Genomic DNA, 24,475 nt, shown 5'->3' on the forward strand with positions numbered 1-24,475 from the left:
GCATTTCATCCCGTAGATGAAACGACCCACCTCTTTAAGATTCGGATAAATGACAGCCGCCTCCACCACGCTTCGTGGCGTCCTAGTCGCATTCGCGGCCTATGCCGTCTTTGCCTTCAGCGATGCATCCATCAAGGCCCTGCACGGTACAGTTCCTTCCTTCCAGGTCGCCTTCACAGGCGCGATCCTCAGCATTGCCGCGCTGCCTTTCATCAAGGGACCGAGCGATTCATGGCTGGACATTTTCAGGACGACGAACCGGCCGCTCTGGATGGTGCGCTTTGCCGCGGGCGCGATCGGCGCGATCGCCTCTATCATCACCTTCACCAAGCTGCCGATGGCCGAGGCCTTCTGCCTGCTCTTCCTGCTTCCCTCCTTCGTCACCATTCTCTCGGTCATCTTCCTGAAAGAGGATGTGCGCTGGCAGCGTTGGGCGGCCGTCATCGTCGGTTTTCTGGGTGTGCTCGTGGTTCTGAGGCCCGGTTTCCGCGAGCTGTCGATTGGCCATCTGGCGGCGACGATCGGCGCGATCAGCGCTGCCATCGCCATCGTTATCCTGCGCAAGCTCGGTCCGGCTGAAAAACGCCTCTCGCTGTTTGGCGCGTCGCTGCTGGGCACCCTTGTCGTCAGCGGCTTGCTCATGCTTTCTGAGGTGGTGGCACCAAGCCCGCAGCAATGGCTGTTTCTCGCAAGCTACGGCCTGCTGGGGGCCGCCGGCAACGTCATGCTGATGACAGCAGCAAGGCTTGCTCCGGCAACCCTGGTGGCGACGCCGCAATATAGCCAGATGATCTGGGCGATTGCCTTCGGCTATCTTTTCTTCAATGACAGCGTCGATCTGCCGATGGCTTTCGGCATCGTGCTTATCATCTGCTCCGGTCTGCTGACACTGATCCGCGAACGCAAGCGCCGTGTGCCGCTGCCAGCCGCCGTCGCTTCGGGCGATGCACAGTCACCGATCGCCACGACACCGGTAGAAGGCGATGCGGGAGCGCCGAAGCGGTAGATCTATTCCGCCGCTTCTCGCCGACCTCGCACCGCCGGTTCGTTCATGACAGCGCGCATGCGCGGCAAGGCCGCCGGATATTCGCGCTGGATGAAATCGATCAGCTTCTCACGCACTTCGCAGCGCAGATCGAAGGTGCGGCCGGAATTCGATGCCGAGACGAGAATGCGGATTTCCATCACCGCTTCGCGGAAATCCGTCACAGCAATGTTGACGACGCGGCGATCCCATAGCGGCGAGCCCTTCGCGATCTCCTCGACCTTCCTGCGGATCACTTCCAGCGGCACGCTGTAATCCAGATAGATCATGACGGTGCCGATCAGCGCCGAGCTTTCGCGCGTCCAGTTCTGGAACGGGTTCTCGATGAAATAGCTGAGCGGCAGGATCAATCGTCGCCAGTCCCACAATTGCACGACGACGTAAGTGGAGGTGATCTCTTCCACCTTGCCCCATTCTCCTTCGACCAAAAGTGCGTCGTCGATGCGGATTGGCTGGGTGATGGCAAGCTGGATGCCGGCAAACAGGTTTTTCAGCACTGGCTGCAGCGCAAGGCCGATGACGATACCGGCCACGCCGGCAGACGCGAGCAGACTGACGCCATATTGCCGAACGGCATCGAAGGTCATCATGCAGGCCGATATTGCCACCACGACGATGAGGAGATCGGCAATACGCTCCATGATGCGCGTCTGCGTCACATGCTTGCGCGCCAGAAGATTGTCCTCGGCATCGAGCTTGAAGCGGCGGAGGTAGACCGTCATCCAGATATGCTTGACGATCTTCGCCATCCAGGCGACGAGCACGATGAAGAAGATCAAGAGGATATGGCGCACGGTCGCCGACTGCAGATCCGTCAGCGGCGCAATTGTCGCGCCGAAGGAAAGTGCTGCCACCAGCATGGCAAGCCGCACGACCCGTTTCAGGCGCGAGACGAGCGAGCGCCATAGTAGGTCCTTGCCCTCGATCACCCGTGTCAGCAGCCGGAAGAGGAGGCGATGCGCAAAGAGCGTGACCGATATGACCACTGCAAAGATGATGGCGCTTGCAAGCCAGTCCGGCAGCCAGATGCCTTCGGCGCGAATATCGTCCAGGAATTCCGTCATGCGCTCGCAGTTAGGGTGCGATGCAGCATGGGAAAGGGAACGCCATCAAAAAAGACGCAGCCGAAGCTGCGCCTTCAGGTAAGAGGTGGGTGCTATCGGCTCATGTGCCGATCAATTTGTTGCAGGCAAGTGCGATGCCCGGATTGGCGATGATGGCCGTCACGATCGCCAAACCGATCATCGAGAACGTGTAGCGTTTCATCTGCATCCTCCTTCTCCAGCCCCGTGGAGAGTATGCAATGCTGACCAGTATTCTCAAAATAACGAATGATTGAGGCAGTTGCATCAGCGCGCCGGCTATCAGCTCTCCAGGCTCGGATCGACGAAGAGAGAGCCATTATAGGCGCCGCGGCTCGTGCGGACGACAACGACAACCCAGACAGCAGCGAGGGCTACGACCAGAACCTCCCCGAACACGGTCAGCGCCGGCAATGGGAAGATGCTGGAAAGCCGCAGCGTCGCGACGGCATAGACGCCGATCGGGAAAGTATAACCCCACCAGCCGAGGTTGAAGGTCAAGCCCCGCCGCAGGTGGTTGATGGTGATGGCGACCGCCAGGCCGAGCCACCACAGGCCATAGCCCCAAAGCAGGAGAGCACCAAGCAAAGCCGCACCCGAAATCGCCGGAGCTAGCTGACCAAGGCCGCTGGCGACAAGAGCCTGCCCGCCATTGGCAGAAAACAGTGCAAGACCAAGCGCTCCCGTGCCAACGGGGCCTAGGGCCAGAAAGCTCGTCGCTGCCATGCTGGCCGGCGGCAGTTTGTGCAGAGCCATCCGCAGAAAGAGGATGACGAGAATGCCGAGCGCCAAAGGCACCGAACAGGACCAGAGCATGAAGCTTACAAAAAGCACCGGAAGCTGCGCGCCCTCGGCAAGATGCGGCACCAATAATCCGCCGCTTGCAGCGGCGACCTCGGAGGCAACGATCGGCAACAGCCAGATGGCGCTCATATGCTCGATTGCATGCTGCTGCCGCGTGAACATGACCAACGGAATGGCAAGGCCCGCCAGAACCGCGAGCGCCGCATCGGCCCACCACAGATGCGCAGCGATGGTAATAGCAGTATCGCCGAACAGGGATGGCCCGAAGATCAGGAAGCCGTTGACGATGGTCGCAAGCCCCATGGGAATGCAGCCAAAGAACATCGAGACGACAGGATGATCGAAGGCCCTGAGCGCAGCACCGGGATGCAGTAGCCACTTGCCGGCGTAAACAGAGGTCAGCACTGCAAACAAGGCGATATTTGCAAGCCAAAGCGCCTCGCCTGCCGTATGGAGCGCCGGCACGCCGGGAAACTGGGCGAGACAAACAGCAAGAATGCCGGTCCCCATTGTCGTTGCAAACCAGTTGGGCGTGAAGTGGCGCAGAATCCGCCCCCGGGTATGAACGGTCGGCACGGACTGAGAAAACTGAAGGACGGTCATGGCGAATTCCTTTCGTTGACCGCTTTCATATCGCCGCAAAATAATCGCTTCCAACGATTTATCTTTGTCATTCCATTCGATAAAATCGAATAATCGATGGAGGCAACATGACATTGGAACAACTGAGAATATTCACCGAAGTGGCAGCGCGACAGCACATCACGAAAGCAGCTGCCCATCTGAATATGACCCAGTCGGCCGTCAGCGCGGCGATCACAGCCTTGGAGACAAGACATGGAGTGACACTTTTTGACCGCGTCGGCCGCTCGATCGTCTTGAACAGGACCGGCCAATTGTTTCTGAAGGAAGCGCAGGCCGTCCTCGCCAGCGCCAGAGCAGCGGAAGCAGCACTTATGGACCTCTCAGGGCTGATGCATGGCGAGCTGTCACTTATGGCGAGCCAGACGATCGGCGGTTATTGGCTCTCACCACGGCTTGCTGCATTCCGGCGAAACTATCCGGGTATCGAGCTGACAATACGCATCGGCAACACTGCCGAAGTGTCGGATGCCGTTGCACATGGCGAGGTGGAACTCGGCCTCATCGAGTGGCCAAACGAACGGCGGGGCATATCCGCAAGGCAGGTTGCACTGGATGAGATGATCGTCGTCGTTGCTCCAGATCACCCTTGGGCGGACGGCAGACCACGCAGCCCGATCGATTTTCCCCAAGCGCAGTGGGTCTTGCGCGAACGGGGCTCGGGCACCCGCCTTGCCTTCGAAAGCCTTTTGCAGAAGGCCGGTCTCGATATCGATGCGCTTGATGTGGCAATGGTCCTTCCTGAGAACGAACCACTTGTCGGTATTGTCGAAGCCGGCATCGGCGCGACGCTGATGTCGCGCAGCGTCGTTGCGATGAAGCTGGAAAACGGGTTGCTCACCGAGGTGAACATCCCGCCTTTGCCCCGCCCCTTCTTCCTGCTGCGGCACGAGGAGCGCTATCGCAGCAAGGCGGCAGATGCTTTTGACGCGATGATCTCAGGCTGATGCTTTCTTCAACTGACGGCCGTAAATCAGCGCCTCGACTTCACGCTGGGGCATGGGTCTGCCGAGAAGATATCCCTGCACTTCACCGAAACCTTCGTCCCTGAGCTTTTTCAGCTGTTCCTCGGTTTCGATACCCTCGGCAAGTGTAACCGCGTTGAAGCCGGAGCCGATACCGGCGACGGCCCGCACGATGGCAAGATTGCCGGGGTCGGTCTCTATCCCGGAAACAAAGCTGCGATCGAGCTTGATCTTGTCGAAGGGGAAGGCCCGCAAGTAGCTGAGTGAAGAATAGCCCGTGCCGAAATCGTCGATCGCGATGCGAACGCCGAGTTCCTTCAGCGCCCGAAGCAGCGGCAGGCTCTGTGCCACATCAGCCAGGAAGACGGATTCGGTGATCTCGATCTCCAGCCGCTCGGGGCGAAGTCCGGTCTCATCGAGCGCGCCGACAATGCTCGAGAACAGACTTGCGTGGCGAAACTGGCTAACGGAGAGATTGACCGCAATCTTCAGATGGTCCGGCCATGTGACAGCTACGCGGCACGCCTCGCGCAGGACCCAGTCTCCGATCGGAACGATAAGCCCCGTCTCTTCGGCAAGCGGAATGAATTCCATCGGCGCCACAATGCCACGCACCGAATGCCTCCAGCGGATCAGCGCCTCGAAGCCGCCGATGCCGTCATCCTCGAGCTGGACGATGGGCTGGTAGTAAAGCTCGAACTGTCCGTATTCCAGCGCGTCGCGCAATTCGCCAGTCAGATGATGCCGGCGCTCTGCTTCGAGCCGCATGGCAGGCTCATAGAAGCGGTAGGTTGAGCGCCCGCTTTCCTTGGCGGCATAAAGCGCGAGGTCGGCATGGCGCATCAGCACGTCGGCTTCGCCGGCATCGACTGGTGCCAACGCAATGCCGATGCTGCAGGTGACATGCTCCCGTGCGCCGTCGAGATCGAAGGCTTTCGCAAGCGACTTGAGCAGCAGATCGGCAAAACGCTCTGCCCGGCCGGCTTCGACAAGCTGCAGCACGACTGCGAATTCGTCACCGCCGAGACGCGCAACGAGGTCGCCTTCATCGGCCAGCGCCAGCAGACGCTCCGCCACCTGGCACAGCAGAGCATCGCCAGCGGCATGGCCCTTGCTGTCATTGATCGTCTTGAAATGGTCGACATCGATGTAGAGCAGCGCCACCGGCTTTTCGGTGGAAGCGGCAATGGTTTGCTTGCGGATATGCTTGGAGAAGGCGGCGCGGTTCGGCAGGCGCGTCAGCGAGTCATGCGTGGCAAGATGTGCAAGCTTAGCCTCCACCGCACGCTCTTCGGTCACATCGTGAGAAATGCCGAGCAGATAGCGCGGCTCCTTGCCCTCTGGCGCCGGCAGCGCGCGCTTCACGGTGCGAAGGATTCGCTTGCCGCCATCGGCCCGCTCCATCGTCTCCTCGAAGCTGATCGTCGTACCGGCGGCGAACGCCTCGTGATCCTGCTCGCGGAAGACGACAGTCTGCTCAAAGGGGAAGAAATCCCGATCCACCCGTCCAACCACGTCTCCGGCACGATAGCCCATGATATCGCCGCACGCCTCGTTCAGCAGGATGTAGCGGCCATCCTCTTCCATATCCTTCACGAAGACGCCGACCGGCAGGTTGTCGACGATGCTGTCCAGCAGCGAGCGTGCACTGGTTATCTGGCGCTGTGCGGCATTGACCTCGGTACGATCTTGCACGATCGCCAGGATTGCAGCCTTTCCTTCGAACCGTACTTCCCGGCCGTATGTCAGAACCTCGATCGCTTCGCCATTGGCCTTCAGATGTGTCCAGCGCTCGGCCCTCTCCATGTCGGTACGCTCATGGATGGCGCTAAGCATCCGCTCCCGTTCGGCAGCCGGGCGGATATCAAGCACGGTCATGCCTTCATAGTCCTCGACGCTGTAGCCATAGAGCACGAGCGCCGCATCATTGACGATCAGGAAGCGCAGCGTATCCGGATCGTAGACCCACATAGGAGAGGGATGCGTGGCAAACAGCGAACGGAAATCATCAACAAGAGCTTCGGGCTGCCCGGAATTCGTCTGAAACGAGGCCATCGAGAAATTCACGCGAAATTAGAACCAATATCGGAAGTGGTGTAGCCGAGAAAACTAAATAAAATCACAATCATAAGAGGCCTAAACTTTAAGCGCACGCATGCAAAATAAGCAGTGAAAGTTTCCAAAAGCCACCGTTTCGCGGCGCGGTTGAAAGTCCTAACAATTGGCTGCGCCAAAAGGCCGAACGCATGCGTAACTGTCCGGCGGAACCAAATCATTTTCAGGGCGTTATTTCTGGTTGAAAATACAACCCATCTGGATGGAGGCGATGATGGGCACATCCGCAATGACAGATCACGATAAAATCCGGGAATGGATCGAAGCCCGCGGCGGCCATCCCGCCCGGATGAAAAGTGGCTTGGTCGGTGTTGATTTCGGCAGGCCGGAAAGCACTGTCGAGAATATTTCCTGGGACGAGTTCTTCAGGGTTTTCGACGCGACCAGAGATACCTTCCTGCATCACGACGTAAAGATCACCCGCCACTGACCGCAGGTCTTCAACGACACGCGCTGGACCAAATAAAAAACCGGCACGGAGACCGGGCCGGTTTTTCATGTCTTTCCTTGGGAGGAAAACTCAGTCGACGTTGAAGGCCAACAGCTTTGCCTGGCGGATCGCCGAATTGGCGGTCAACTGGCCCAGCACGAGGTCGTCAACCGCGCCGTCGACATAGAGCAGAGCAATAGCGTCGCCGCCCTGCTTGTCGCGGCCGAGCTGGAAGTTGGCGATGTTGACGCCGGCAGCACCAAGCGTCGTGCCGATGAAGCCGATCATGCCGGGAACGTCGGTATTGGTGATGTAGATCATGTGGCTGCCGACATCGGCGTCGAGGTTGATGCCCTTGATCTGGATGAAGCGTGGCTTGCCGTCGGAGAAGACCGTGCCGGCGATCGAACGCGTCATGGATTCCGTCGTCACCGTCAGCTTGATATAGCCGTCGAAGACACCCGACTTGTCGCGCTTGACCTCGGAGAGGATGATGCCCTTTTCCTTGATCATGACTGGCGCCGAAACCATGTTGACGTCGGCCACTTGCGAGCGGATCAGGCCGGCGAGGACCGCGGAGGTCAGCGCGCGGGTGTTCATGTTGGCCGTGACGCCGTCGTAAAGGATCTCGATTTCCTTGATCGGCTCTTCCGTGACCTGGCCGACGAAGGCGCCGAGAACATCAGCGAGCCTGATGAACGGCTTCAGGATCGGCGCCTCTTCGGCGGTGATCGACGGCATGTTGATGGCGTTCGAAACCGCACCCCTGACGAGGTAATCGGCCATCTGCTCGGCCACCTGCAGAGCGACGTTCTCCTGCGCTTCCGTGGTCGATGCGCCGAGATGCGGCGTGCAGACGACGTTCGGCAGGCCGAAGAGCGGGCTTTCCTTGGCGGGCTCGACTTCGAACACGTCGAAAGCAGCACCGGCAACATGGCCGGACTTGATCGCATCGGCAAGAGCCGCCTCATCGACGAGACCGCCGCGCGCGCAGTTGATGATCCGAACACCGGGCTTGGTCTTGGCGAGCGCTTCCTTGTTCAGGATGCCGCGCGTCTTGTCCGTCATCGGCACGTGCAGCGTGATGAAATCAGCCTGGGCGAGCAACTCGTCTAGCTCGACCTTGGTGACGCCCATTTCCTCGGCGCGCTCCTTGGAGAGGAACGGGTCATAGGCGATGACGTGCATCTTCAAGCCGATGGCACGAGCGCAGACGATGGAGCCGATATTGCCTGCACCGATGACGCCAAGCGTCTTGCCGGTGATCTCGACACCCATGAACTTCGACTTTTCCCATTTGCCGGCCTGCGTCGAGGTGTCGGCAGCCGGAAGTTGGCGCGCAACCGCAAACATCAGGGCGATTGCGTGTTCGGCAGTCGTGATCGAGTTGCCGAACGGGGTGTTCATGACGATGATACCGCGGCGCGATGCAGCCGGGATATCGACGTTGTCGACACCGATACCGGCGCGGCCAACGACCTTGAGGTTCTTGGCGGCTTCGATGATCTTCTCGGTCACCTTGGTGGCGGAACGGATGGCCAGGCCATCATAATTGCCGATGACTTCGAACAGCTTGTCCTTGTCCTTGCCGAGCTGCGGCTGGAAATCGACTTCGACGCCGCGATCACGAAAGATCTGGACGGCGGTTTCCGACAGTTCGTCGGATACGAGAACGCGAGGTGCCATTTGGGCCTCCTTCAAAGAGTTCAGCGATAAACTTGAATTGGGAATGCGGGGCTCCGCCATCAGGCGGAGCCGGATGCGATCACATCAGGCAACAGCCTGGGAAAGCGAAGCCTTCTGCGTCGCAAAAGCCCAGGAAAGCCAGGGCATCAGCTTCTGCATGTCGGCAGTCTCGATCGTGGCACCAGCCCAGATGCGCAGGCCGGACGGAGCATCGCGGTAAGCGCCGATGTCATAAGCGACGCCTTCCTTCTCGAGGAGAGCGACGAGGCCCTTGGCAAAATTCGCCTGGCCATCGGCATCCAGAGCGGCAACGTCCTTGTCGACGATCTTCAGGCAGATCGAGGTGTTGGATTCGATTTCCGGCTTGACGGCCAAGTTGGCGATCCAGTCGTTGGCAGCGACGAAATCTGCGATCGTCTTCGCATTCGCATCGGCGCGGCCGATCAAGGCCTTGAGACCACCGAGCTGCTTGGCCCAGAGAAGCGCATCGATATAATCCTCGACGCAAAGCATCGAGGGCGTGTTGATCGTTTCGCCCTGGAAAATACCCTCAATGAGCTTACCACCGGACGTCAGGCGGAAGATCTTCGGCAGCGGCCATGCCGGCTGGTAGGAGACCAGCCGTTCGACGGCACGCGGCGACAGGATGAGAATGCCATGCGCACCCTCACCGCCCAGAACCTTCTGCCAAGAGAAGGTGACGACATCGAGCTTTGCAAAATCGAGGTTCTGCGCGAAGGCGGCCGAGGTCGCATCGCAGATCGTCAGACCCTTACGGCTGGCGGGAATGAAATCGGCGTTCGGAACGCGCACGCCAGAGGTCGTTCCGTTCCAGGTGAAGACCACGTCACGGTCGAAATCGACGGTAGAAAGGTCGGGAAGTTCGCCGTAACCGGCTTCGATCTTGCGAACGTCCTTCAGCTTCAGCTGCTTGACGACATCGGTAACCCAGCCGGCACCGAAGCTCTCCCAGGCGACCATGTCGGCGCCGCGCTCGCCGAGCAGCGACCAGAGCGCCATTTCGACGGCGCCGGTGTCAGAAGCCGGAACGATGCCGATGCGGTAATCCGCGGGCACTTCCAGAATTTCGCGGGTGAGATCGATGGCCTGCTTCAGCTTGACCTTGCCGACTTTCGCACGGTGCGAACGGCCAAGGGCCGCATCGGAAAGAGCTTCGAGCGTCCAACCAGGACGTTTCGCGCAGGGGCCAGAAGAAAAATGAGTATTTTGCGGACGCACGTCCGGCTTTGCGGTATTTGCCATATTGCTACCCTTCCAGATAGATGGCTCCTCGTTGGGGAGGAGTGTCCCGCCGCCGTGTTTATGGGCGAAGCCCGTCATAGTCAAGCGAGTGATGTCGTTTCTGGAGGCTATTTTGCCGCAGCAGCGATCACATTTCCGGTTATGCTGCGCCGCTCGCCGCGCGACCGGCTGCGTTGAAGACATTGCTGCCAATGCGGCGCGCCATCTCAATATGCACGGCACCAGTGCCTGCATCCGAATCGAGAAGCAGTTCCGAAGTCATCACAGGAGCTCCGCAATAGTCGAAAATTCCATGATCGATCTGCGTCCTGATGGCGCTGAAATAGCCGTGCCGCACATAGGTGCGCGCATCCGCACCGCCGATACCAACGAGATGGACGGGGAGATGTCCAAGCTTTTTCACAACCTTGCCGGATATGTCGTCGTAGGCCCAGCCATTGGCAAAAACACGATCGATCCATCCCTTCATCAAGGCAGGCATGGACCACCAATAGACAGGGTAGACCAACACAAGCGCATCGGCGCGATCGATCCTTGCCTGCTCGACGGCGACATCGGCAGGTGCCTCGGCTTTCCGGCGATGAGCCGCGATATCGGCTTCGTTGAATCTCGGATCGAAAGCCTCTTCCGTCAGGTCCGCAGTTTCGAAGGAGTTACCGGCATCGAACATCGTTATGCCTTCGGCTATCCCTGCGGCAATGGCATGACTGAGAGAGTCGGAATCGGGATAGGCGAGAACGATCAGTGCATGCATCTCGAAAGCTCCTGATTGCGATTGCGGGCAACGCGGATCGCTTATATACTTTTCGTAAGCTACCTTTAGTAAGTTACTTTTCGTAGGTTACAATGTCAAGCGCCGACAACGACCCCGACCACGCCCTTCCCCGCCCGCGTCGCCGGCTTTCGAGAGAAGACCGTCATCGCCAACTCATGGATGTCTCGTGGCGATTGATCAGGGAAGAAGGCACAGAGGCGCTGACGCTGGGACGACTGGCCGAGCAAGCCGGCGTCGCCAAGCCTGTCGTCTATGATCATTTCGGCACCCGGCCGCGACTGCTTGCGGAACTCTACCGTGAATTCGATGATCGGCAGACGGCGCTGATGGATACTGCGTTGCGCGAAAGCGGGCCGGCGCTGAGCGACAAGGCCAAGGTCATGGCGGCTTCGTATATTGATTGCGTTCTCACGCAGGGGCGTGAAATTCCCGACGTCATTGCCGCTCTGGCAAGTTCACCGGAGCTGGAAAAGGTCAAGCACGAGTGCCAGGTGGTTTTCATGAACCAGTGCAGATCCGTACTTGCTCCTTTCGTCGGCGCAGGGACGATCGCCGCGGCCAGCCTTTGGGCAATGCTGGGCGCTGCCGAAACTCTCTCCTATGCTGCGGCAACCGGCGAGATCACTGCCAGACAGGCTGAAAGCGAACTTTTCGAAATCATTCTGGCAATGGTGGCCAGAAACGTCAGCTGAAACGAAAAAGCCGCCCTTGCGGACGGCTTTCGATAATTCTTGAAATATTGGCCTTACTTGTAGACTGGCTGCTGCAGCGGAATTGCCGGCGGCTCATAGGCGACCGGCTGGGCGCAGCCGCCGAAGAGGTAACGGGCACCGACGCGGGCTTCGTGGACGTTGACGCCACGGTCGCGGCCCGGGCCGCCGTTTTCGTTATAACCGAACATGTTGCCGCCATTGATATGCAGATAGCGGTAACCGACATCGGCCTTGACGTTGCAGGTCACGTCGATCGACGCTCCGGCCATGAGGGCGTAGCTGAAGCGCCAGCCGCCACGACCGCCATGATCGACTTCGTCATCGCAACCGCTGCCGTCATCGGCGCAGGCGACATTATGAAGATCCTTCCACTTGACGTAGGAACCACCGATACCGGCGCCGACATAGGGCGTGAAGTAGGCGTAGGTGCCGAGATCGACGTAAGCGTTGGCGAGCAGTGTATAGGCCGTCATCGACGATACATCTGTAGACGTACATGCAACCACGCAGGCACCGAAAGCAGCGCCGCCACCAACCGTCGAACCGCGGAAGTCCGACTTTGTGAGGTAGTCAAAGGTCAAATCAGTGCGCAGATAGTTGTTGATCTGATAACCGACACCACCACCGATCATCCAGGCATCGTCGAGGTCGGCGTCATCGAAATCCGCTTCCAGAGCATTGCTTCCCTGGAAGAACGTCGCACCACGAAGATCGGTAAAGGCATAACCGATATCACCGCGCAGATACCAGCCGGTCGATTCGGTTACCGCGACTTCCGGCGGCTGTTCCGGGACGGGTTCGACCGGAGCAAGATCGGCAGAATAGGCATTCGACGCGATCAACAGCGCGGCGAAGATACCGGACAAGGTTCGTTTCATGGATTCACTCCAGTCGGTTGCGTCGGCGCAGGCCGCCAAAACGGATATGCTTTTTATGGATAATGAATCGGAAACGTTAAAAGCTGCTTAACCATAAGAAGTAATGTGAATATTCGGCGCAGAACGCGTCTCGAAAAGTAAATGTCGGCCATCTGCCTGTTTCGACTTCCTGGATCGGAAGGATTCTGAACTAAAACCCCCGCGACCTCATATTCACGAACGGCAGATGCGCAAAGACCAGCCAAACGCATCACCCATGTTCTTCCGGCATTGAACCCACTAAGACAGATCGAAGATTTTCCCGCAGGATCAGCCAGCAAATGCAGAACAACAGGCAAGCCGCCGACATCATTCCCGACCTCTATGAGCGACACGCCAAGCTCTGGGATAGCAGCCGCGGCAAAACTCTTTTTGAACGGAACTGGCTTGATCGCTTCACAGCACTGATTCCGCAAGGCGGGTCGATCGTCGATATCGGATGCGGTTCCGGCGAACCCCTCGCGCGGCATTTCATCGAAAACGGCTATGCCGTGACCGGCATCGATTCGTCACCGAGCCTGATCGACATGTGCAGGGCGCGCTTTCCAAACGCCGACTGGCAGGTTGCGGACATGCGCCATCTTTCGCTTGGCAGAAATTTCGATGGGCTCATCGCCTGGGACAGCTTCTTCCACCTGACTTTCGAAGACCAGCGGCGCATGTTCGCGCTCTTTCGCTCGCATTCGAAACCGGGGACGGCGCTGATGTTCACCAGTGGTCCCGCGCATGGCGAAGCGATGGGCGTCTTCGTCGGCGAGCCCCTCTATCACAGCAGCCTCAGCCCGGACGAATATCGGACCCTGCTTGCGGAACACGGCTTTGAGATTGTCGCCCATAAGGCTGAAGACCCGACCTGCGGCAACCACACGGTCTGGCTGGCTCAACAGCAATAGAACCGCTGCAAATAGACCGGCGGCAACAAAAAAGCCGGCAACGAGGCCGGCTTCTAGCTTTTCCTGCGGCGTCGCTTTCAGGCGGCGTTGCGCACGCTCGAAATCGTGCCGATCAGATCGTTGACGATACGCTCGATCTGCGCGCGGTCGTCGCCTTCCGCCATCACGCGGATCAGCGGCTCGGTGCCGGAGGGGCGGATGACGAGGCGGCCGTTTTTGGAAAGCTCGGCCTCCGCATCCGCAATTGCCTTGACCACCTGCAGATCCTCCAGCGGCTTGCCGCCGGAAATGCGGACATTGCGCAGAAGCTGCGGCACCGGCTCGAACCGGCGGCAGACTTCGCTGACCGTCTTGCCGGTGCGCTTGACCGCGGCAAGGATCTGCAACGCAGCAACGAGACCGTCACCGGTCGTGCCATAGTCGGAAAGCACGATATGGCCGGACTGCTCGCCGCCGACATTGTAATTGTGCTGACGCATATGCTCGACGACATAGCGGTCGCCGACCTTCGTTCGGGCAAGGCCGAGACCCTTGTCCTCGAGGAAGCGCTCGAGGCCGAGATTGGACATGACGGTCGCAACAATGCCGCTGCCGCGCAGCTGCTGGCTCTCGGCCCAGCTTTCGGCGATGACGGCCATCAACTGATCGCCATCGACGATCGAGCCGTTCTCATCAACGATGATGACACGGTCCGCATCGCCGTCAAGCGCAATGCCGATATCGGCGCGCACTTCGTCAACCTTCTTCTGCAGGGCGACCGGGTTGGTAGAGCCGCAGTTCAGGTTGATGTTCGTGCCGTTCGGATCGTTGCCGATCGTCACCACGTCGGCGCCGAGCTCCCAGAGAACCGCAGGCGCGACCTTGTAGGCTGCACCGTTGGCGCAGTCGACGGCAACGCGCAGACCCTGCAGGGTCACATCGCGCGGCAAGGTGCGTTTGACGTGCTCGAGATAGCGGTAGATATCGCCATCGACGCGCTTGGCTCGGCCGATTTCTTCGGCCTTGGCGAGCTGTCCCGATAGATCCTTGTCGAGCAAGTCCTCGATTTGCGCTTCGATATCATCGGAGAGCTTGTAACCATCAGGACCGAAAAGCTTGATACCGTTATCCTGGAACGGATTGTGCGAGGCCGAAATCATCACGCCGATATCGCAGCGCAACGAGCGCGTCAGCATGGCAACCGCTGGCGTCGGGATAGGACCGAGCAGGAAGACGTCCAATCCAGCCGCGGTGAAGCCGGCCACGAGGGCGTTCTCCAGCATGTATCCCGAGAGGCGCGTGTCCTTGCCGATCACCACACGATGACGGTGGGCGCCATTGCGAAAAATCGTCCCTGCAGCAATGCCGACCCGCATTGCAAGGTCCGGTGTCATGGGGAAGATGTTGGCTTCGCCTCGAATGCCGTCCGTCCCAAAATAGCGTCTTTTCATATGCACTCCTGCGCTTTCCGCGCGCCGTAGAAGCTCATGCATTCCTCAAGCAAGAACCTGGATCCAAAGATTGGTGTTGGACCTGAAACCTTGATCCAAGTTCGTCTTTAGTCAGCGGAATGCCACAAAACCGCGTACCCGGCACGTAAATTACCAAGAAAACTGATTATATCCTGTTACTAATATTAAAAGGGCCGGATTCCCTGTGGAAATCCGGCCCTTTAGGAAAAATCCTGTTCAATGTCAGTGGGGCTGCGGTTCCAGCCCGCCCTCGGGTTCATCACCCTTGGATGCCGGGCGCACACCGGCCTTCGGAACAGCCGAACCGCGGCTCGGAGGCGAATCATCGCCAAGATCGCGCGCCGGCTTTTCGCCACGGATGAGCGCCTTGATCTCTTCGCCGGTCAGCGTCTCGTATTCGAGCAAGCCTTCGGCAAGAGCCACGAACTCGTCGTGCTTTTCCGTCAGGATGTCCCTGGCCTGACGATAGGCCTGGTCGATCAGACGGCGCACTTCGTTGTCGATCTTCTGCGCGGTCGCTTCAGAAACGTTCTTCGACTGCGAAACCGAATGCCCCAGGAAGACCTCCTGCTGGTTTTCGCCATAGGCAACCTGGCCGAGCTCGTCCGAGAAGCCCCACTGGGTCACCATCGCACGGGCAAGCTTGGTCGCCTGCTCGATGTCGGACGAAGCACCAGACGTGATGTTCTCCTTGCCGAACGTTAGTTCTTCGGCAACGCGACCGCCCATCATGATGCACAGGCGCGAGATCATCCACTTGTAGCTCATCGAGTAGCGGTCGCCCTCGGGAAGCTGCATGACCATGCCAAGTGCACGGCCGCGCGGAATGATCGTTGCCTTGTGCAGCGGATCGGCGACGGCGACGTTCAACGCGGTAATCGCGTGACCGGCCTCGTGATAGGCGGTAAGCTTCTTTTCCGCCTCGGTCATGGCCGAAGAGCGGCGCTCGGCGCCCATCATGATCTTGTCCTTGGCGTCTTCGAATTCCTGCATGGTGACGACACGCTTGTTACGGCGCGCAGCCATCAGGGCAGCTTCGTTGACGAGGTTCATCAGGTCGGCACCGGAGAAACCGGGCGTACCGCGAGCCAGAACCTTGAGATCGACATTCGGCGCCAGCGGAACATTGCGGGCATGAACCTTGAGGATACGCTCACGGCCGACGATGTCTGGGTTCGGAACGACGACCTGGCGGTCGAAACGGCCCGGACGCAAGAGTGCCGGATCGAGAACGTCGGGACGGTTGGTCGCAGCGATCAGGATGATGCCTTCATTGGCTTCGAAGCCGTCCATCTCGACGAGAAGCTGGTTCAGCGTCTGTTCGCGTTCATCATTACCGCCGCCGAGACCGGCGCCACGATGGCGACCGACAGCATCGATTTCGTCGATGAAGATGATGCAGGGCGCATTCTTCTTGGCCTGCTCGAACATGTCGCGGACGCGGCTTGCACCGACACCGACAAACATTTCAACGAAGTCAGAACCGGAAATGGTGAAGAACGGAACATTGGCTTCGCCGGCGACAGAGCGGGCAAGCAAGGTCTTACCAGTACCCGGAGGGCCGACGAGCAGCACGCCGCGCGGGATCTTGCCGCCTAGACGCTGGAACTTCTGCGGGTCGCGCAGGAATTCGACGATTTCTTCCAGGTCCTGCTTGGCTTCGTCAACACCAGCGACGTCATCAAAGGTTACACGACCATGCGCTTCGGTCAGAAGCTTGGCCTTGGACTTGCCGAAGCCCATCGCGCCGCGCGAACCACCCTGCATCTGCCGCATGAAGAACAGCCAGACGCCGAGGATCAGGAGCATCGGCAGCAACGTTCCCAAATAGCTCAGGAAGCCGGAGGAACCATCGGTTTCCGGGCGCGCAGTGACGGCGACATTCTTCGATTGCAGGCGATCCAGCAGACTATCGTCGATAACGGGCGAATAGGTCTGGAAGGTATTGTTGTTTTCCAGATATGTTCCGGTCAGCCTGTTGCCGGTGACCACGACATCCTTCACGCGACCCGCATCGACCTCACGCAGGAACTGCGAATAAGGGACTTCACGCGAACCCGTCTGCGCCGGAGCCGTCTGGAACATACTGAAGAGGGCGATCAGCAGAAGCGCTATGATCGCCCACAAGGCGAAATTACGTAAGTTAGGGTTCATTGAACTCCCCAGCACTGGAACGGTCGCCTCATGGCGGCCGTCATATTTGGTCTCTAACATAGGGTTGCGCCAAGCCATTGCCAAGGCGATCCACTCTGTCAGATCGTTTTTCCGTCAATACTTCTTAAAGGCGGCTCCGCATAGGGCGCCCTCGAGAAAACTGCCGAAAGCCTGTCGGCAAAGGTGAAGTCAAATCGTGTCAAAAAGCGGTCGAAGGGGGCAAAATGCGGCGTCACCTCGACCAACCTGCCAAATTCCGCCGATAGAGGCGCGCTGTGGGCCGATAAGGCCGGCGCTGAAGCCATGGCTCGCTTCCATGCCGCCTTGGGAAACCGTGTGGCACTGCCTTCGTCGATGTCGATGGCGTGAGCCGCATCGACATGAATGACGGCTGCCGACCCATTGCGCACAAAAAACCGGCCGTCCCAGACCCCGGTCTCTCCTGGCTGAAGCCTGAGGGGCAGGATTCCCCGGCTCTCTCGCGCCAGATAAAGCCCGTCACGCCTGAGATCGAATACCACCCTGCCAGCGGTCATTCGCCCGGGCTTGCCATTGGCGGCGAATGCAAGAAGCCGCTCCATCTGCACCCTCCCCGGCACGAATGGCCGGCCACCGAAAACTGCCGTCAGACGGCCGAGTGCATAGTCGAAAACGGCAGGATCTTGCCTCAATCCGTCGGGTATCACCTGTCCGAGCAAGCCGCCATGAAGCCGGAAATAGTTGTCCAGCCATTTAACTCCGCTGGACGAATAAGCCAGCCGCCGTTGCGCAGCAGTGTCGACGTCCGTTGCTGCGCCCATATTCAGCGGAAGTTGTCGGCGCGTCTGCACGCGCTCGTATTTCATATCCTCGTTGCTGGGATCGTCTATCCAGTGGACGCCGCTCGTGCTGAGAAAGCGACGGATATCGGCCCGGCTGGAGAAGAGAAGCGGCCGCAGGATCCAAAAGCGCCGGTCAAAGAGCACAGCATCCGCAATGCCGGTCGAAAGCAGCTCGGCTCGCTTGCCCTGCATCTCCAGCGTTTCGCGTTGATCCTCGGCTGTATGTCCGGTGACGATGAGATCCGCTCCAAACGCTTCCGCCGCCTCGGCCAGCAGGCCGTAGCGCGCCTCGCGTGCGGCTGCCATGATGCCGGTCTTCGGTTTTTCGCCTTGCCAGACCACGGTGTTGTGCGGAATGCCAAGTGACCCACAGAGGGCTGCGACCTCGCGCGCCTCATCTGCAGATCCGCTGCGCAACGCATGATCGACGGTGGCGGCACAAAGGGAAATTCGAGGATTGGGTGTGGCCTTCAGCGCCTTGAAGAGCAGAAGAAGCAGGCCAGTAGAATCGCTGCCCCCTGAGATCGCGACAAGAATGCGCGCGGGCGTCTTCAGCGAAGTGAGGAAACGGCCAATTGCCGCTTCGGGAGACATCAGGTCCTCCGGAAACAAGCCGGAAGACCTTAGCAGGCGAGACGCTTCTGTTCGCTCGCGACCTTATTTATGACGGCGCGGGACGCCTTCGGGTACCGCTTGCTGACTTCGCGGAGCGTCGCACAGGCAGTATCGGTATTGTCGAGTGCGGCAAGCGACATGCCGAGCTTCAGCAACATCTCAGGCGCCTTCTCGGATGTGCCATATTTCTGATGGGCGTTCAGGAAGGTCTTCGCAGATTCGTTGAACTTGCCCTGCGAATAAAGCGCCTCGCCGAGCCAGAAATTGGCATCCGCAGCCCGCGAGCTGTTCGGATAACGGGAAATATACTGCGTAAATTCCTGCTCAGCCGTGCCGTAGTCGCCGGAAAGCACATGGCCATAGGCAGCCCTGTACTGATCACCCTCGCTGCCGAGCGAAGCAGTCTGCTGCGGCGCCCCGGCATCCGGCAGCGGCGCGGAACCGACAGTCGCATTCTTGTTCATGGTATTGCCCATAGGATTGCCGTTCTGGTCGAAATCCATGGAGCCGAGCTCACGCGGCGGCTGGCCGAGGCCTTCATTGGCGGGCACGTCGGTGGAGGGAGCCGTTTCGGCTCCCTGTGGGGCTTGAATGACCTTGGCGATATCGTCGCCCCCGCCTGATGCCGGAGGAGCAACGTCTGCTTCACTCTTCTTCACCGGCGTCTTGGCCGCACCGCCACCACTTGCACCGCCGCCCGTCTTTTCAAGCTGCTGGAAGCGGAATTCATTGTCTTCCTGCTGCTTGCGGATCGTCTCCTGCATCTGGAGGAGCTGAAAGCTCATTTCCTCGATACGGCCGTTCAGCTGCCGCATCTGGTCTTCCATCTGCTGGATGCGGACTTCCGCTCCGCTGCTCTGCACGTTGACGACCGGCGCTGCCGGCTGGCTCTGTTCTGCGGATTGGCCGCCGATGTGCAAGCCGAAGAACGAAGCGGAATACGCCGCTCGTTCGCTCCCGGTCACGGCCGCAAGGCACAGCATGCCTGCGACGACTAGATTCTTCATTTGTATCGTCCTGTCCCAGTGATTCTTCGCGCCCCGATGGCACGAACAGGAGATTTTTCCAATTGCTTTCAAAAAGCAACGGAGTCTGGCCAAAGTGTGGTCAAAAAGAAAAGGCGGCCCGCAAGAGGCCGCCTCGTCAAATTCCGGCTTTGGCCGTGAATTACATGCCTGCGCCACCGAGAACGGTGACCGCACGGCGGTTCTGCGACCAGCAGGAAATATCATCGCAGACAGCAACCGGACGTTCCTTGCCGTAGGAGATCGTCTTCAGACGCTGGGCCGGAACGCCGCGCGAGGCGAGATAATCCTTGGTGGCTGCAGCGCGGCGAGCGCCGAGAGCAAGGTTATATTCGCGCGTACCACGTTCGTCGGCATGACCTTCGACCGTAACCTGGTAGTTCGGATAACGACCGAGCCACTGTGCCTGACGGTCGAGCGTCTGGGCAGCATCGGCGCGGATCGACGTGGAGTCGGTGTCGAAAAAGATGCGGTCGCCGACATTGACCGTGAAGTCCTGAGCGGAGCCCGGCGTTGCTGCGCCGGCACCGAGGCCGAGTTCACCGGCGCTGTTCGGCACGCCATTCTTCTTGTTGGCGCAGCTCGCAAGAGCGAGCCCGGCAACAAGTGCGATCATGACGGGGTTGCGGGCGAAATTCTGCATGCGGCTCATTGCCGGGGTGTGAATTCGGCTCATGGCCGGGTCTCCTTGCGACTTCAATCAGGGTTTCCGGACAGTAACCGCACTCGGTTAACCGGCCATCAAAGATTATGGTTAACGATTCGTTGATTTGTCCCTGCATCGCCCATTTTCAGGACTTTGCGGCGACATGAAGGCGAATTTCCGCTCGTCCACTACTCAAGAAGCGGCGACCAGGCCGGGTCCGAACCATAGGCCGGTGTCTTGATCGCCTGCTCATTGTAGCCCGTCAGGTCGATCGAATAGAGCTGCGGGCCACCCGCACCTGCTGCCTGACGGAAGAACATTATGACGCGACCATTCGGCGCCCAGGTCGGACCTTCATTGTGGAAACCCGTGGTCAGGATACGTTCACCCGAACCATCCGGCTTCATGACACCGATCGAGAATTTGCCGCCCGACTGCTTGGTGAAAGCGATCAGATCGCCGCGTGGCGACCAGACCGGCGTCGAGTACCTGCCGTCACCGAAGGAGATTCGGGTCTGGCCCGAACCATCGGCATTCATGACGTAGATCTGCGACTGTCCGCCGCGGTCACTTTCGAAGGCGATGCGATTGCCGTCGGGCGAATAGGAGGGCGAAGTGTCGATCGCGGCCGTCGATGTCAGGCGGGTCGTCGTACGCGAACGCAGATCCATCGTGTAGATGTTCGAGTTGCCTTCCTGCTGCAGGCTCATGATGACCTTCTGGCCATCGGGAGAGAAGCGCGGCGAGAAGGTCATGCCCGGGAAGTTGCCGACCACTTCGCGCTGCCCGGTTTCGAGCTGCAGCAGATAGACGCGCGGCTGCTGGTTTGCGAAGGACATGTAGGTCACTTCCTGCCGGCTTGGCGAGAAGCGCGGCGTCAGAACGAGGTCGCTGCCGTCAGTCAGCATGCGCACGTTGAAGCCATCCTGGTCCATGATGGCAAGCTGGCGCTTGCGCTGTTGCTTGGTGCCGGATTCCGAAACGAAAACGACACGGGTATCGAAATACCCCTCTTCGCCGGTGATCTGCTTGTAGATCGCATCGGCGATGATGTGGGCGACACGACGCCAATTCTCCGGCTGCGTGTAGAACTGCTGGCCAGTCATCTGCTGACCGGCGAACGTGTCCCACAGACGGAACTCGGCGCGAAGACGGCCATCCGCCTCCTGGGTAACGCGACCGGTGACCAATGCCTGAGCATTGATGACCTTCCAGTCCTCGAAACGCGGCGAGGCGTCCGGATTGGAAATCTTCTCGATGAAGGCTGTCTTGTTGATCGGCGCAAACAGTCCAGACCGCTGCAGGTCGGCCGCGATGACCTGCGAGACCTGCGCACCCATGTTGCCCTGCAGGAAGTCCGTCACCGCGATCGGCAGCGGCTGGACGTTACCCTTATTGATGTTGATCTCAACAAGTGCGTTGGCCGGCGTCGCGAAGGCAGCGGCGGTCATCAGACCGGCAGCGACCATGATGGCGCGGAAGAAGGAACACTTTGTCATACCAAACAGCCTTTCAGCATTTATGGGTTCAGGTCGCTGGCATCGAAGTTAAAGATAACTTCCTTCCAGCCATCGTATTTGTCTTTTGGGAGCATCGTGAAAGGAGCCGCGCGGACGATCGCACGAAATGCAGCGTCCCTAATGGTTTTGCGCGTCGCCTCGCTACCGCCGCTGGCGTCAGCCTCAGGGGTTCCCAAGATCTTGCCGTCCTTGCCGAGTTTCACACGAAATTGCAGTTTGACGCTGCCGGCATCCTTGAGGTTACCGGGGAGTACGAAACGGTCAGCGACCGAGCGTTTCATCGCATCCATGGTCGCTTGGCTTATCATCGGCACCTTCGTACCGCTTTCTTTGCGCGCGACAGTGTCAGCACGCGCATTAAGAGAAAGCGTGCAAGCAATCGCCAATATCGCCATGGTCCCGAAAGACTTCGCAAAATGGAATCGCCGGTGCAGCATCTAGATTCCCAGATCGCTCGGATCAAAGTTGACGACGACTTCATTCCAGGCGTCGTATTTGTCTTTCGGCAGACTTGAGAAAGGCGCTGATTTCATGATGGCGCGATAGGCACCGCCGGCCAGAGCCCGGCGGGTGGAATCATTGTCGCCACCGGTCGCTTCGACTTCCGGCTCGCCGATGATATTGCCGTCCTGATCAAGCTTCATATGAACCTTGATGCGCACGTCAGCCATGCCTTCCATGCCGGGAATGACCGACCAGTTGCCGGCGATCGCGCTTTTCAGCGCATCCATTTCACTGAGAGACAACTTCGAAGCACCGTTCGTCGCCTTCTTGGCGCCCAGCGATGCTTCCTGCGTTGAACGCTTGGTGCCACCGGCGGAGGGATCGGTCTTGTTCAGCAGCGCGGAAATCTCATCCGCATTGAAGTCGCTCTTCATCGACGAAGCGGATTTCGCCACTTCCTGCTTCTTATCAGCCTTCTTCTTGTCCGTCGGCACTTCCGCAGCCTTCGGTTGGTCCGGGGTCTTTTCCGGCGGCTTTTCGGCCGGTTTCTGCTCCGGCGGCTTTACCTGCGGCTTGACGACCGGGGTCGGCACCTTGTCCGGCAGTGCTTCCGCATCCGGTTTCGGCGGCTCTTCAGGTTTGGCCTGTTCCTCCGGCGGCTTTTCCTCAGGCTTCGGCGGCGGCGTTATTTCTGCCGGCTTGGTCTGCGGAATGGAAGCGACTTGCTTCGGCTGCTCGACCTCGGTCTCTTCCTTGTTGACTTCCTTGACGTCGTTCGGCTTCGGGTCGATCTGCGGCTGCGGCTTGTCGCTCGAATTGGCGGCGGCCGCGTCGCTGTTGCTCGGCTTGGCGTTCGGAACCGGCGGCGTCTTCAGATCGACCTTATTGTCACCGGCATTTTCCGACGGCTCCGGGATTGGCGGCCGCGTCGTGGGCACAGGCGCAGAGGTCTCCTTCATTGGAGCCTTCTTATCGCCCTGCTGCATCTGCGTGATGGATTCCACCGGCACCAGATCGACCGGCATTGCCTCGAAATCCTCCACCTTGAAGGATTCCGGAGTGCCCAACGACACCAGCGCCCAGGTAAGCACCAGCCCGTGCAGAACCGCAGATGTGACGACGCTGGTCTTCATCTTGAGCGTTACTGGTCCTTCTTCTGCTGCGTCACGAGGCCGATATTCTTGAAGCCCGCGCCCTGGATACGGGCCATGACGTCAGCAATCACGCCATAAGGCGCAGTCGCATCGCCGCGCACGAAGATGCGCTCGTTGTAACCGGTGGTGGCGATCGCCTCGAGCTTTGCAGCAATTTCCTCAGCCGGGATCGGCGTTTCCTGCAGATAGACTTCGCCGCTGTTCTTGACCGAGATCGTGATCGGCTGCGTCTCGGAATTCAGCGCCTTGGCCTGAGTTTCCGGCAGGTCGATCGGAACACCGACCGTCATCATCGGGGCCGCCACCATGAAGATGATGAGCAGCACGAGCATGACGTCGACAAGCGGCGTCACGTTGATTTCGGAGATAACTCCCTTGTTGCGGCCACCGCGGCGGCGGCGTCCGCCGCCTCCTCCGCTATTGCCGCCTACAGCCATACCCATGGTCGTCTACTCCGTTACTGGGCCGCCTGGCGCGGCTGCAGCTTCTCGTCGATTTGGCGCGAAAGGATGGCGGAGAATTCGTCCGCAAAGCCTTCCATGCGACCCGAGAGCTTGCCGGCGTCGGCGGAGAACTTGTTGTAGGCGATAACCGCCGGGATAGCGGCGACGAGACCGATGGCGGTTGCGAGGAGCGCTTCCGCGATACCGGGTGCCACGACCGCAAGGTTTGTCGACTTCGAACCGGCGATTGCCTGGAACGAGGTCATGATACCGACGACCGTACCGAACAGGCCGATGAAGGGACCAGCCGAACCGATCGTCGCAAGCGAGCCGAGGCGCGCCGAGAGATATTCGGATTCACGGGCGAGCGTCACGTCCATGGCGCGGTCGATACGCATTTGCAGACCGATCGGCGAACGCGCGCCGCGCTCGAAGGACTTCTTCCATTCGCGCATCGCCGCGACAAAGATTGCCGCCAGGCCAGTATTATTGCGCTCGGAAAGTGTCCGGTAGAGTTCTTCTAGCGACTGGCCCGACCAGAAGACCTGCTCGAACTTGTCGAACTGGCGACGGGCGCGGCCGTAAGCCAGGTATTTGTCGATGACGATAGCCCAGGTCCACACCGAAGCGGCGATAAGGCCGAGCATGACCAGCTTGACGACGATGCCGGCCTGCATGAAAAGCGACCAGAGGCTGACGTCGGTCGTGGCTGCTGCCAATCCTACTTGTTCCATAGATCCAAAATCCCCGAATCCAAACGCCCGGCGCTTGACCGGGCGGCACGAAGTGATCACGCAAGAATGTCTGGCGGCCGCCGCCCAAAGCCCTGGTCAAGCTTCCAAGCTCTTCATCCGCCTTCTTGCCGTCAAATT

At 59.4% G+C, this 24,475-nt stretch carries 22 protein-coding genes; 5 read left to right on the forward strand and 17 right to left on the reverse strand.

The window, feature by feature from the left end; all coding sequences use genetic code 11:
• Nucleotides 1-49 precede the first annotated feature (49 nt).
• Nucleotides 50-1,006 carry a DMT family transporter gene (locus LVY75_28750; GenBank protein ID XAZ22760.1) on the forward strand — a complete coding sequence of 319 codons (957 nt, stop codon included), beginning with the start codon at nucleotides 50-52 and terminating at the stop codon, nucleotides 1,004-1,006.
• 2 nt (nucleotides 1,007-1,008) lie between these two features.
• Here the strand turns inward: LVY75_28750 and LVY75_28755 are convergent, their stop codons facing one another.
• Together LVY75_28755 and LVY75_28760 are read right to left on the reverse strand one after the other, a co-directional pair.
• Nucleotides 1,009-2,109 carry a mechanosensitive ion channel family protein gene (locus LVY75_28755; protein XAZ22761.1) on the reverse strand — a complete coding sequence of 367 codons (1,101 nt, stop codon included), beginning with the start codon at nucleotides 2,107-2,109 and terminating at the stop codon, nucleotides 1,009-1,011.
• A gap of 300 nt (nucleotides 2,110-2,409) precedes the next feature.
• Nucleotides 2,410-3,534: a TDT family transporter gene (locus tag LVY75_28760; GenBank protein ID XAZ22762.1), complete on the reverse strand. Its 1,125-nt coding sequence runs from the start codon at nucleotides 3,532-3,534 to the stop codon at nucleotides 2,410-2,412.
• Nucleotides 3,535-3,641: 107 nt separating this feature from the next.
• On the opposite strand from LVY75_28760, the gene LVY75_28765 reads away from it, so the two are divergent.
• Nucleotides 3,642-4,520 carry a LysR substrate-binding domain-containing protein gene (locus tag LVY75_28765; protein ID XAZ22763.1) on the forward strand — a complete coding sequence of 293 codons (879 nt, stop codon included), beginning with the start codon at nucleotides 3,642-3,644 and terminating at the stop codon, nucleotides 4,518-4,520.
• Here LVY75_28765 and LVY75_28770 read toward each other — a convergent pair.
• Nucleotides 4,512-6,593, reverse strand: coding sequence for an EAL domain-containing protein (locus tag LVY75_28770; GenBank protein XAZ22764.1), 2,082 nt, complete (start codon nucleotides 6,591-6,593; stop codon nucleotides 4,512-4,514). The two genes, LVY75_28765 and LVY75_28770, sit on opposite strands and share 9 nt — an antisense overlap.
• A gap of 262 nt (nucleotides 6,594-6,855) precedes the next feature.
• On the opposite strand from LVY75_28770, the gene LVY75_28775 reads away from it, so the two are divergent.
• Nucleotides 6,856-7,083 (forward strand): hypothetical protein, encoded by a 228-nt coding sequence (locus tag LVY75_28775; GenBank protein ID XAZ22765.1) that lies wholly within the window; start codon nucleotides 6,856-6,858, stop codon nucleotides 7,081-7,083.
• A gap of 90 nt (nucleotides 7,084-7,173) precedes the next feature.
• Here LVY75_28775 and serA read toward each other — a convergent pair whose 3' ends face one another.
• The 3 genes from serA to LVY75_28790 all read right to left on the reverse strand — a co-directional run bounded on the left by serA (nucleotide 7,174) and on the right by LVY75_28790 (nucleotide 10,786).
• Complete coding sequence (gene serA, locus LVY75_28780) at nucleotides 7,174-8,769, reverse strand: phosphoglycerate dehydrogenase (GenBank protein ID XAZ22766.1); 1,596 nt, start codon at nucleotides 8,767-8,769, stop codon at nucleotides 7,174-7,176.
• 84 nt (nucleotides 8,770-8,853) lie between these two features.
• Nucleotides 8,854-10,032 (reverse strand): phosphoserine transaminase, encoded by a 1,179-nt coding sequence (locus tag LVY75_28785; GenBank protein XAZ22767.1) that lies wholly within the window; start codon nucleotides 10,030-10,032, stop codon nucleotides 8,854-8,856.
• A 139-nt stretch (nucleotides 10,033-10,171) separates the two neighbouring features.
• On the reverse strand, nucleotides 10,172-10,786 hold the full coding sequence (locus tag LVY75_28790; GenBank protein ID XAZ22768.1) for an NAD(P)H-dependent oxidoreductase: 615 nt from the start codon (nucleotides 10,784-10,786) through the stop codon (nucleotides 10,172-10,174).
• A gap of 92 nt (nucleotides 10,787-10,878) precedes the next feature.
• On the opposite strand from LVY75_28790, the gene LVY75_28795 reads away from it, so the two are divergent.
• A complete protein-coding gene (locus LVY75_28795; GenBank protein ID XAZ22769.1) occupies nucleotides 10,879-11,499 on the forward strand; it encodes a TetR/AcrR family transcriptional regulator in 621 nt (206 codons plus the stop codon).
• A 53-nt stretch (nucleotides 11,500-11,552) separates the two neighbouring features.
• Here LVY75_28795 and LVY75_28800 read toward each other — a convergent pair whose 3' ends face one another.
• Nucleotides 11,553-12,398, reverse strand: a complete 846-nt coding sequence (locus tag LVY75_28800; protein XAZ22770.1) for a porin family protein — start codon at nucleotides 12,396-12,398, stop codon at nucleotides 11,553-11,555.
• A gap of 320 nt (nucleotides 12,399-12,718) precedes the next feature.
• Between LVY75_28800 and LVY75_28805 the strand changes: the two genes are divergently transcribed.
• Entirely contained in the window at nucleotides 12,719-13,330 is a 612-nt protein-coding gene (locus LVY75_28805) for a class I SAM-dependent methyltransferase (GenBank protein ID XAZ22771.1), read from the forward strand.
• Nucleotides 13,331-13,407: 77 nt separating this feature from the next.
• Here LVY75_28805 and glmM read toward each other — a convergent pair whose 3' ends face one another.
• The 10 genes from glmM to tolQ form a co-directional block, all read right to left on the reverse strand.
• On the reverse strand, nucleotides 13,408-14,760 hold the full coding sequence (gene glmM, locus LVY75_28810; GenBank protein XAZ22772.1) for a phosphoglucosamine mutase: 1,353 nt from the start codon (nucleotides 14,758-14,760) through the stop codon (nucleotides 13,408-13,410).
• Between the two features lie 243 nt (nucleotides 14,761-15,003).
• The gene (ftsH, locus tag LVY75_28815; GenBank protein ID XAZ22773.1) at nucleotides 15,004-16,935 is read right to left on the reverse strand and encodes an ATP-dependent zinc metalloprotease FtsH; all 1,932 of its coding nucleotides are present in this window, start codon (nucleotides 16,933-16,935) and stop codon (nucleotides 15,004-15,006) included.
• 98 nt (nucleotides 16,936-17,033) lie between these two features.
• Nucleotides 17,034-18,350 carry a tRNA lysidine(34) synthetase TilS gene (tilS, locus tag LVY75_28820; protein ID XAZ22774.1) on the reverse strand — a complete coding sequence of 439 codons (1,317 nt, stop codon included), beginning with the start codon at nucleotides 18,348-18,350 and terminating at the stop codon, nucleotides 17,034-17,036.
• 29 nt (nucleotides 18,351-18,379) lie between these two features.
• The gene (ybgF, locus tag LVY75_28825; GenBank protein ID XAZ22775.1) at nucleotides 18,380-19,378 is read right to left on the reverse strand and encodes a tol-pal system protein YbgF; all 999 of its coding nucleotides are present in this window, start codon (nucleotides 19,376-19,378) and stop codon (nucleotides 18,380-18,382) included.
• 160 nt (nucleotides 19,379-19,538) lie between these two features.
• On the reverse strand, nucleotides 19,539-20,072 hold the full coding sequence (pal, locus tag LVY75_28830) for a peptidoglycan-associated lipoprotein Pal (GenBank protein ID XAZ22776.1): 534 nt from the start codon (nucleotides 20,070-20,072) through the stop codon (nucleotides 19,539-19,541).
• 158 nt (nucleotides 20,073-20,230) lie between these two features.
• Nucleotides 20,231-21,541, reverse strand: a complete 1,311-nt coding sequence (gene tolB / locus LVY75_28835; GenBank protein XAZ22777.1) for a Tol-Pal system beta propeller repeat protein TolB — start codon at nucleotides 21,539-21,541, stop codon at nucleotides 20,231-20,233.
• A gap of 20 nt (nucleotides 21,542-21,561) precedes the next feature.
• Entirely contained in the window at nucleotides 21,562-21,999 is a 438-nt protein-coding gene (locus tag LVY75_28840; protein XAZ22778.1) for a hypothetical protein, read from the reverse strand.
• Nucleotides 22,000-23,139: a hypothetical protein gene (locus LVY75_28845; GenBank protein XAZ22779.1), complete on the reverse strand. Its 1,140-nt coding sequence runs from the start codon at nucleotides 23,137-23,139 to the stop codon at nucleotides 22,000-22,002. It lies immediately after the preceding gene.
• 8 nt (nucleotides 23,140-23,147) lie between these two features.
• A complete protein-coding gene (gene tolR / locus LVY75_28850; GenBank protein ID XAZ22780.1) occupies nucleotides 23,148-23,603 on the reverse strand; it encodes a protein TolR in 456 nt (151 codons plus the stop codon).
• A 14-nt stretch (nucleotides 23,604-23,617) separates the two neighbouring features.
• Complete coding sequence (gene tolQ, locus LVY75_28855; GenBank protein ID XAZ22781.1) at nucleotides 23,618-24,337, reverse strand: protein TolQ; 720 nt, start codon at nucleotides 24,335-24,337, stop codon at nucleotides 23,618-23,620.
• Nucleotides 24,338-24,475 lie beyond the last annotated feature (138 nt).

The organism is Sinorhizobium sp. B11 (genome assembly GCA_039725955.1).
GTDB lineage: Bacteria > Pseudomonadota > Alphaproteobacteria > Rhizobiales > Rhizobiaceae > Rhizobium.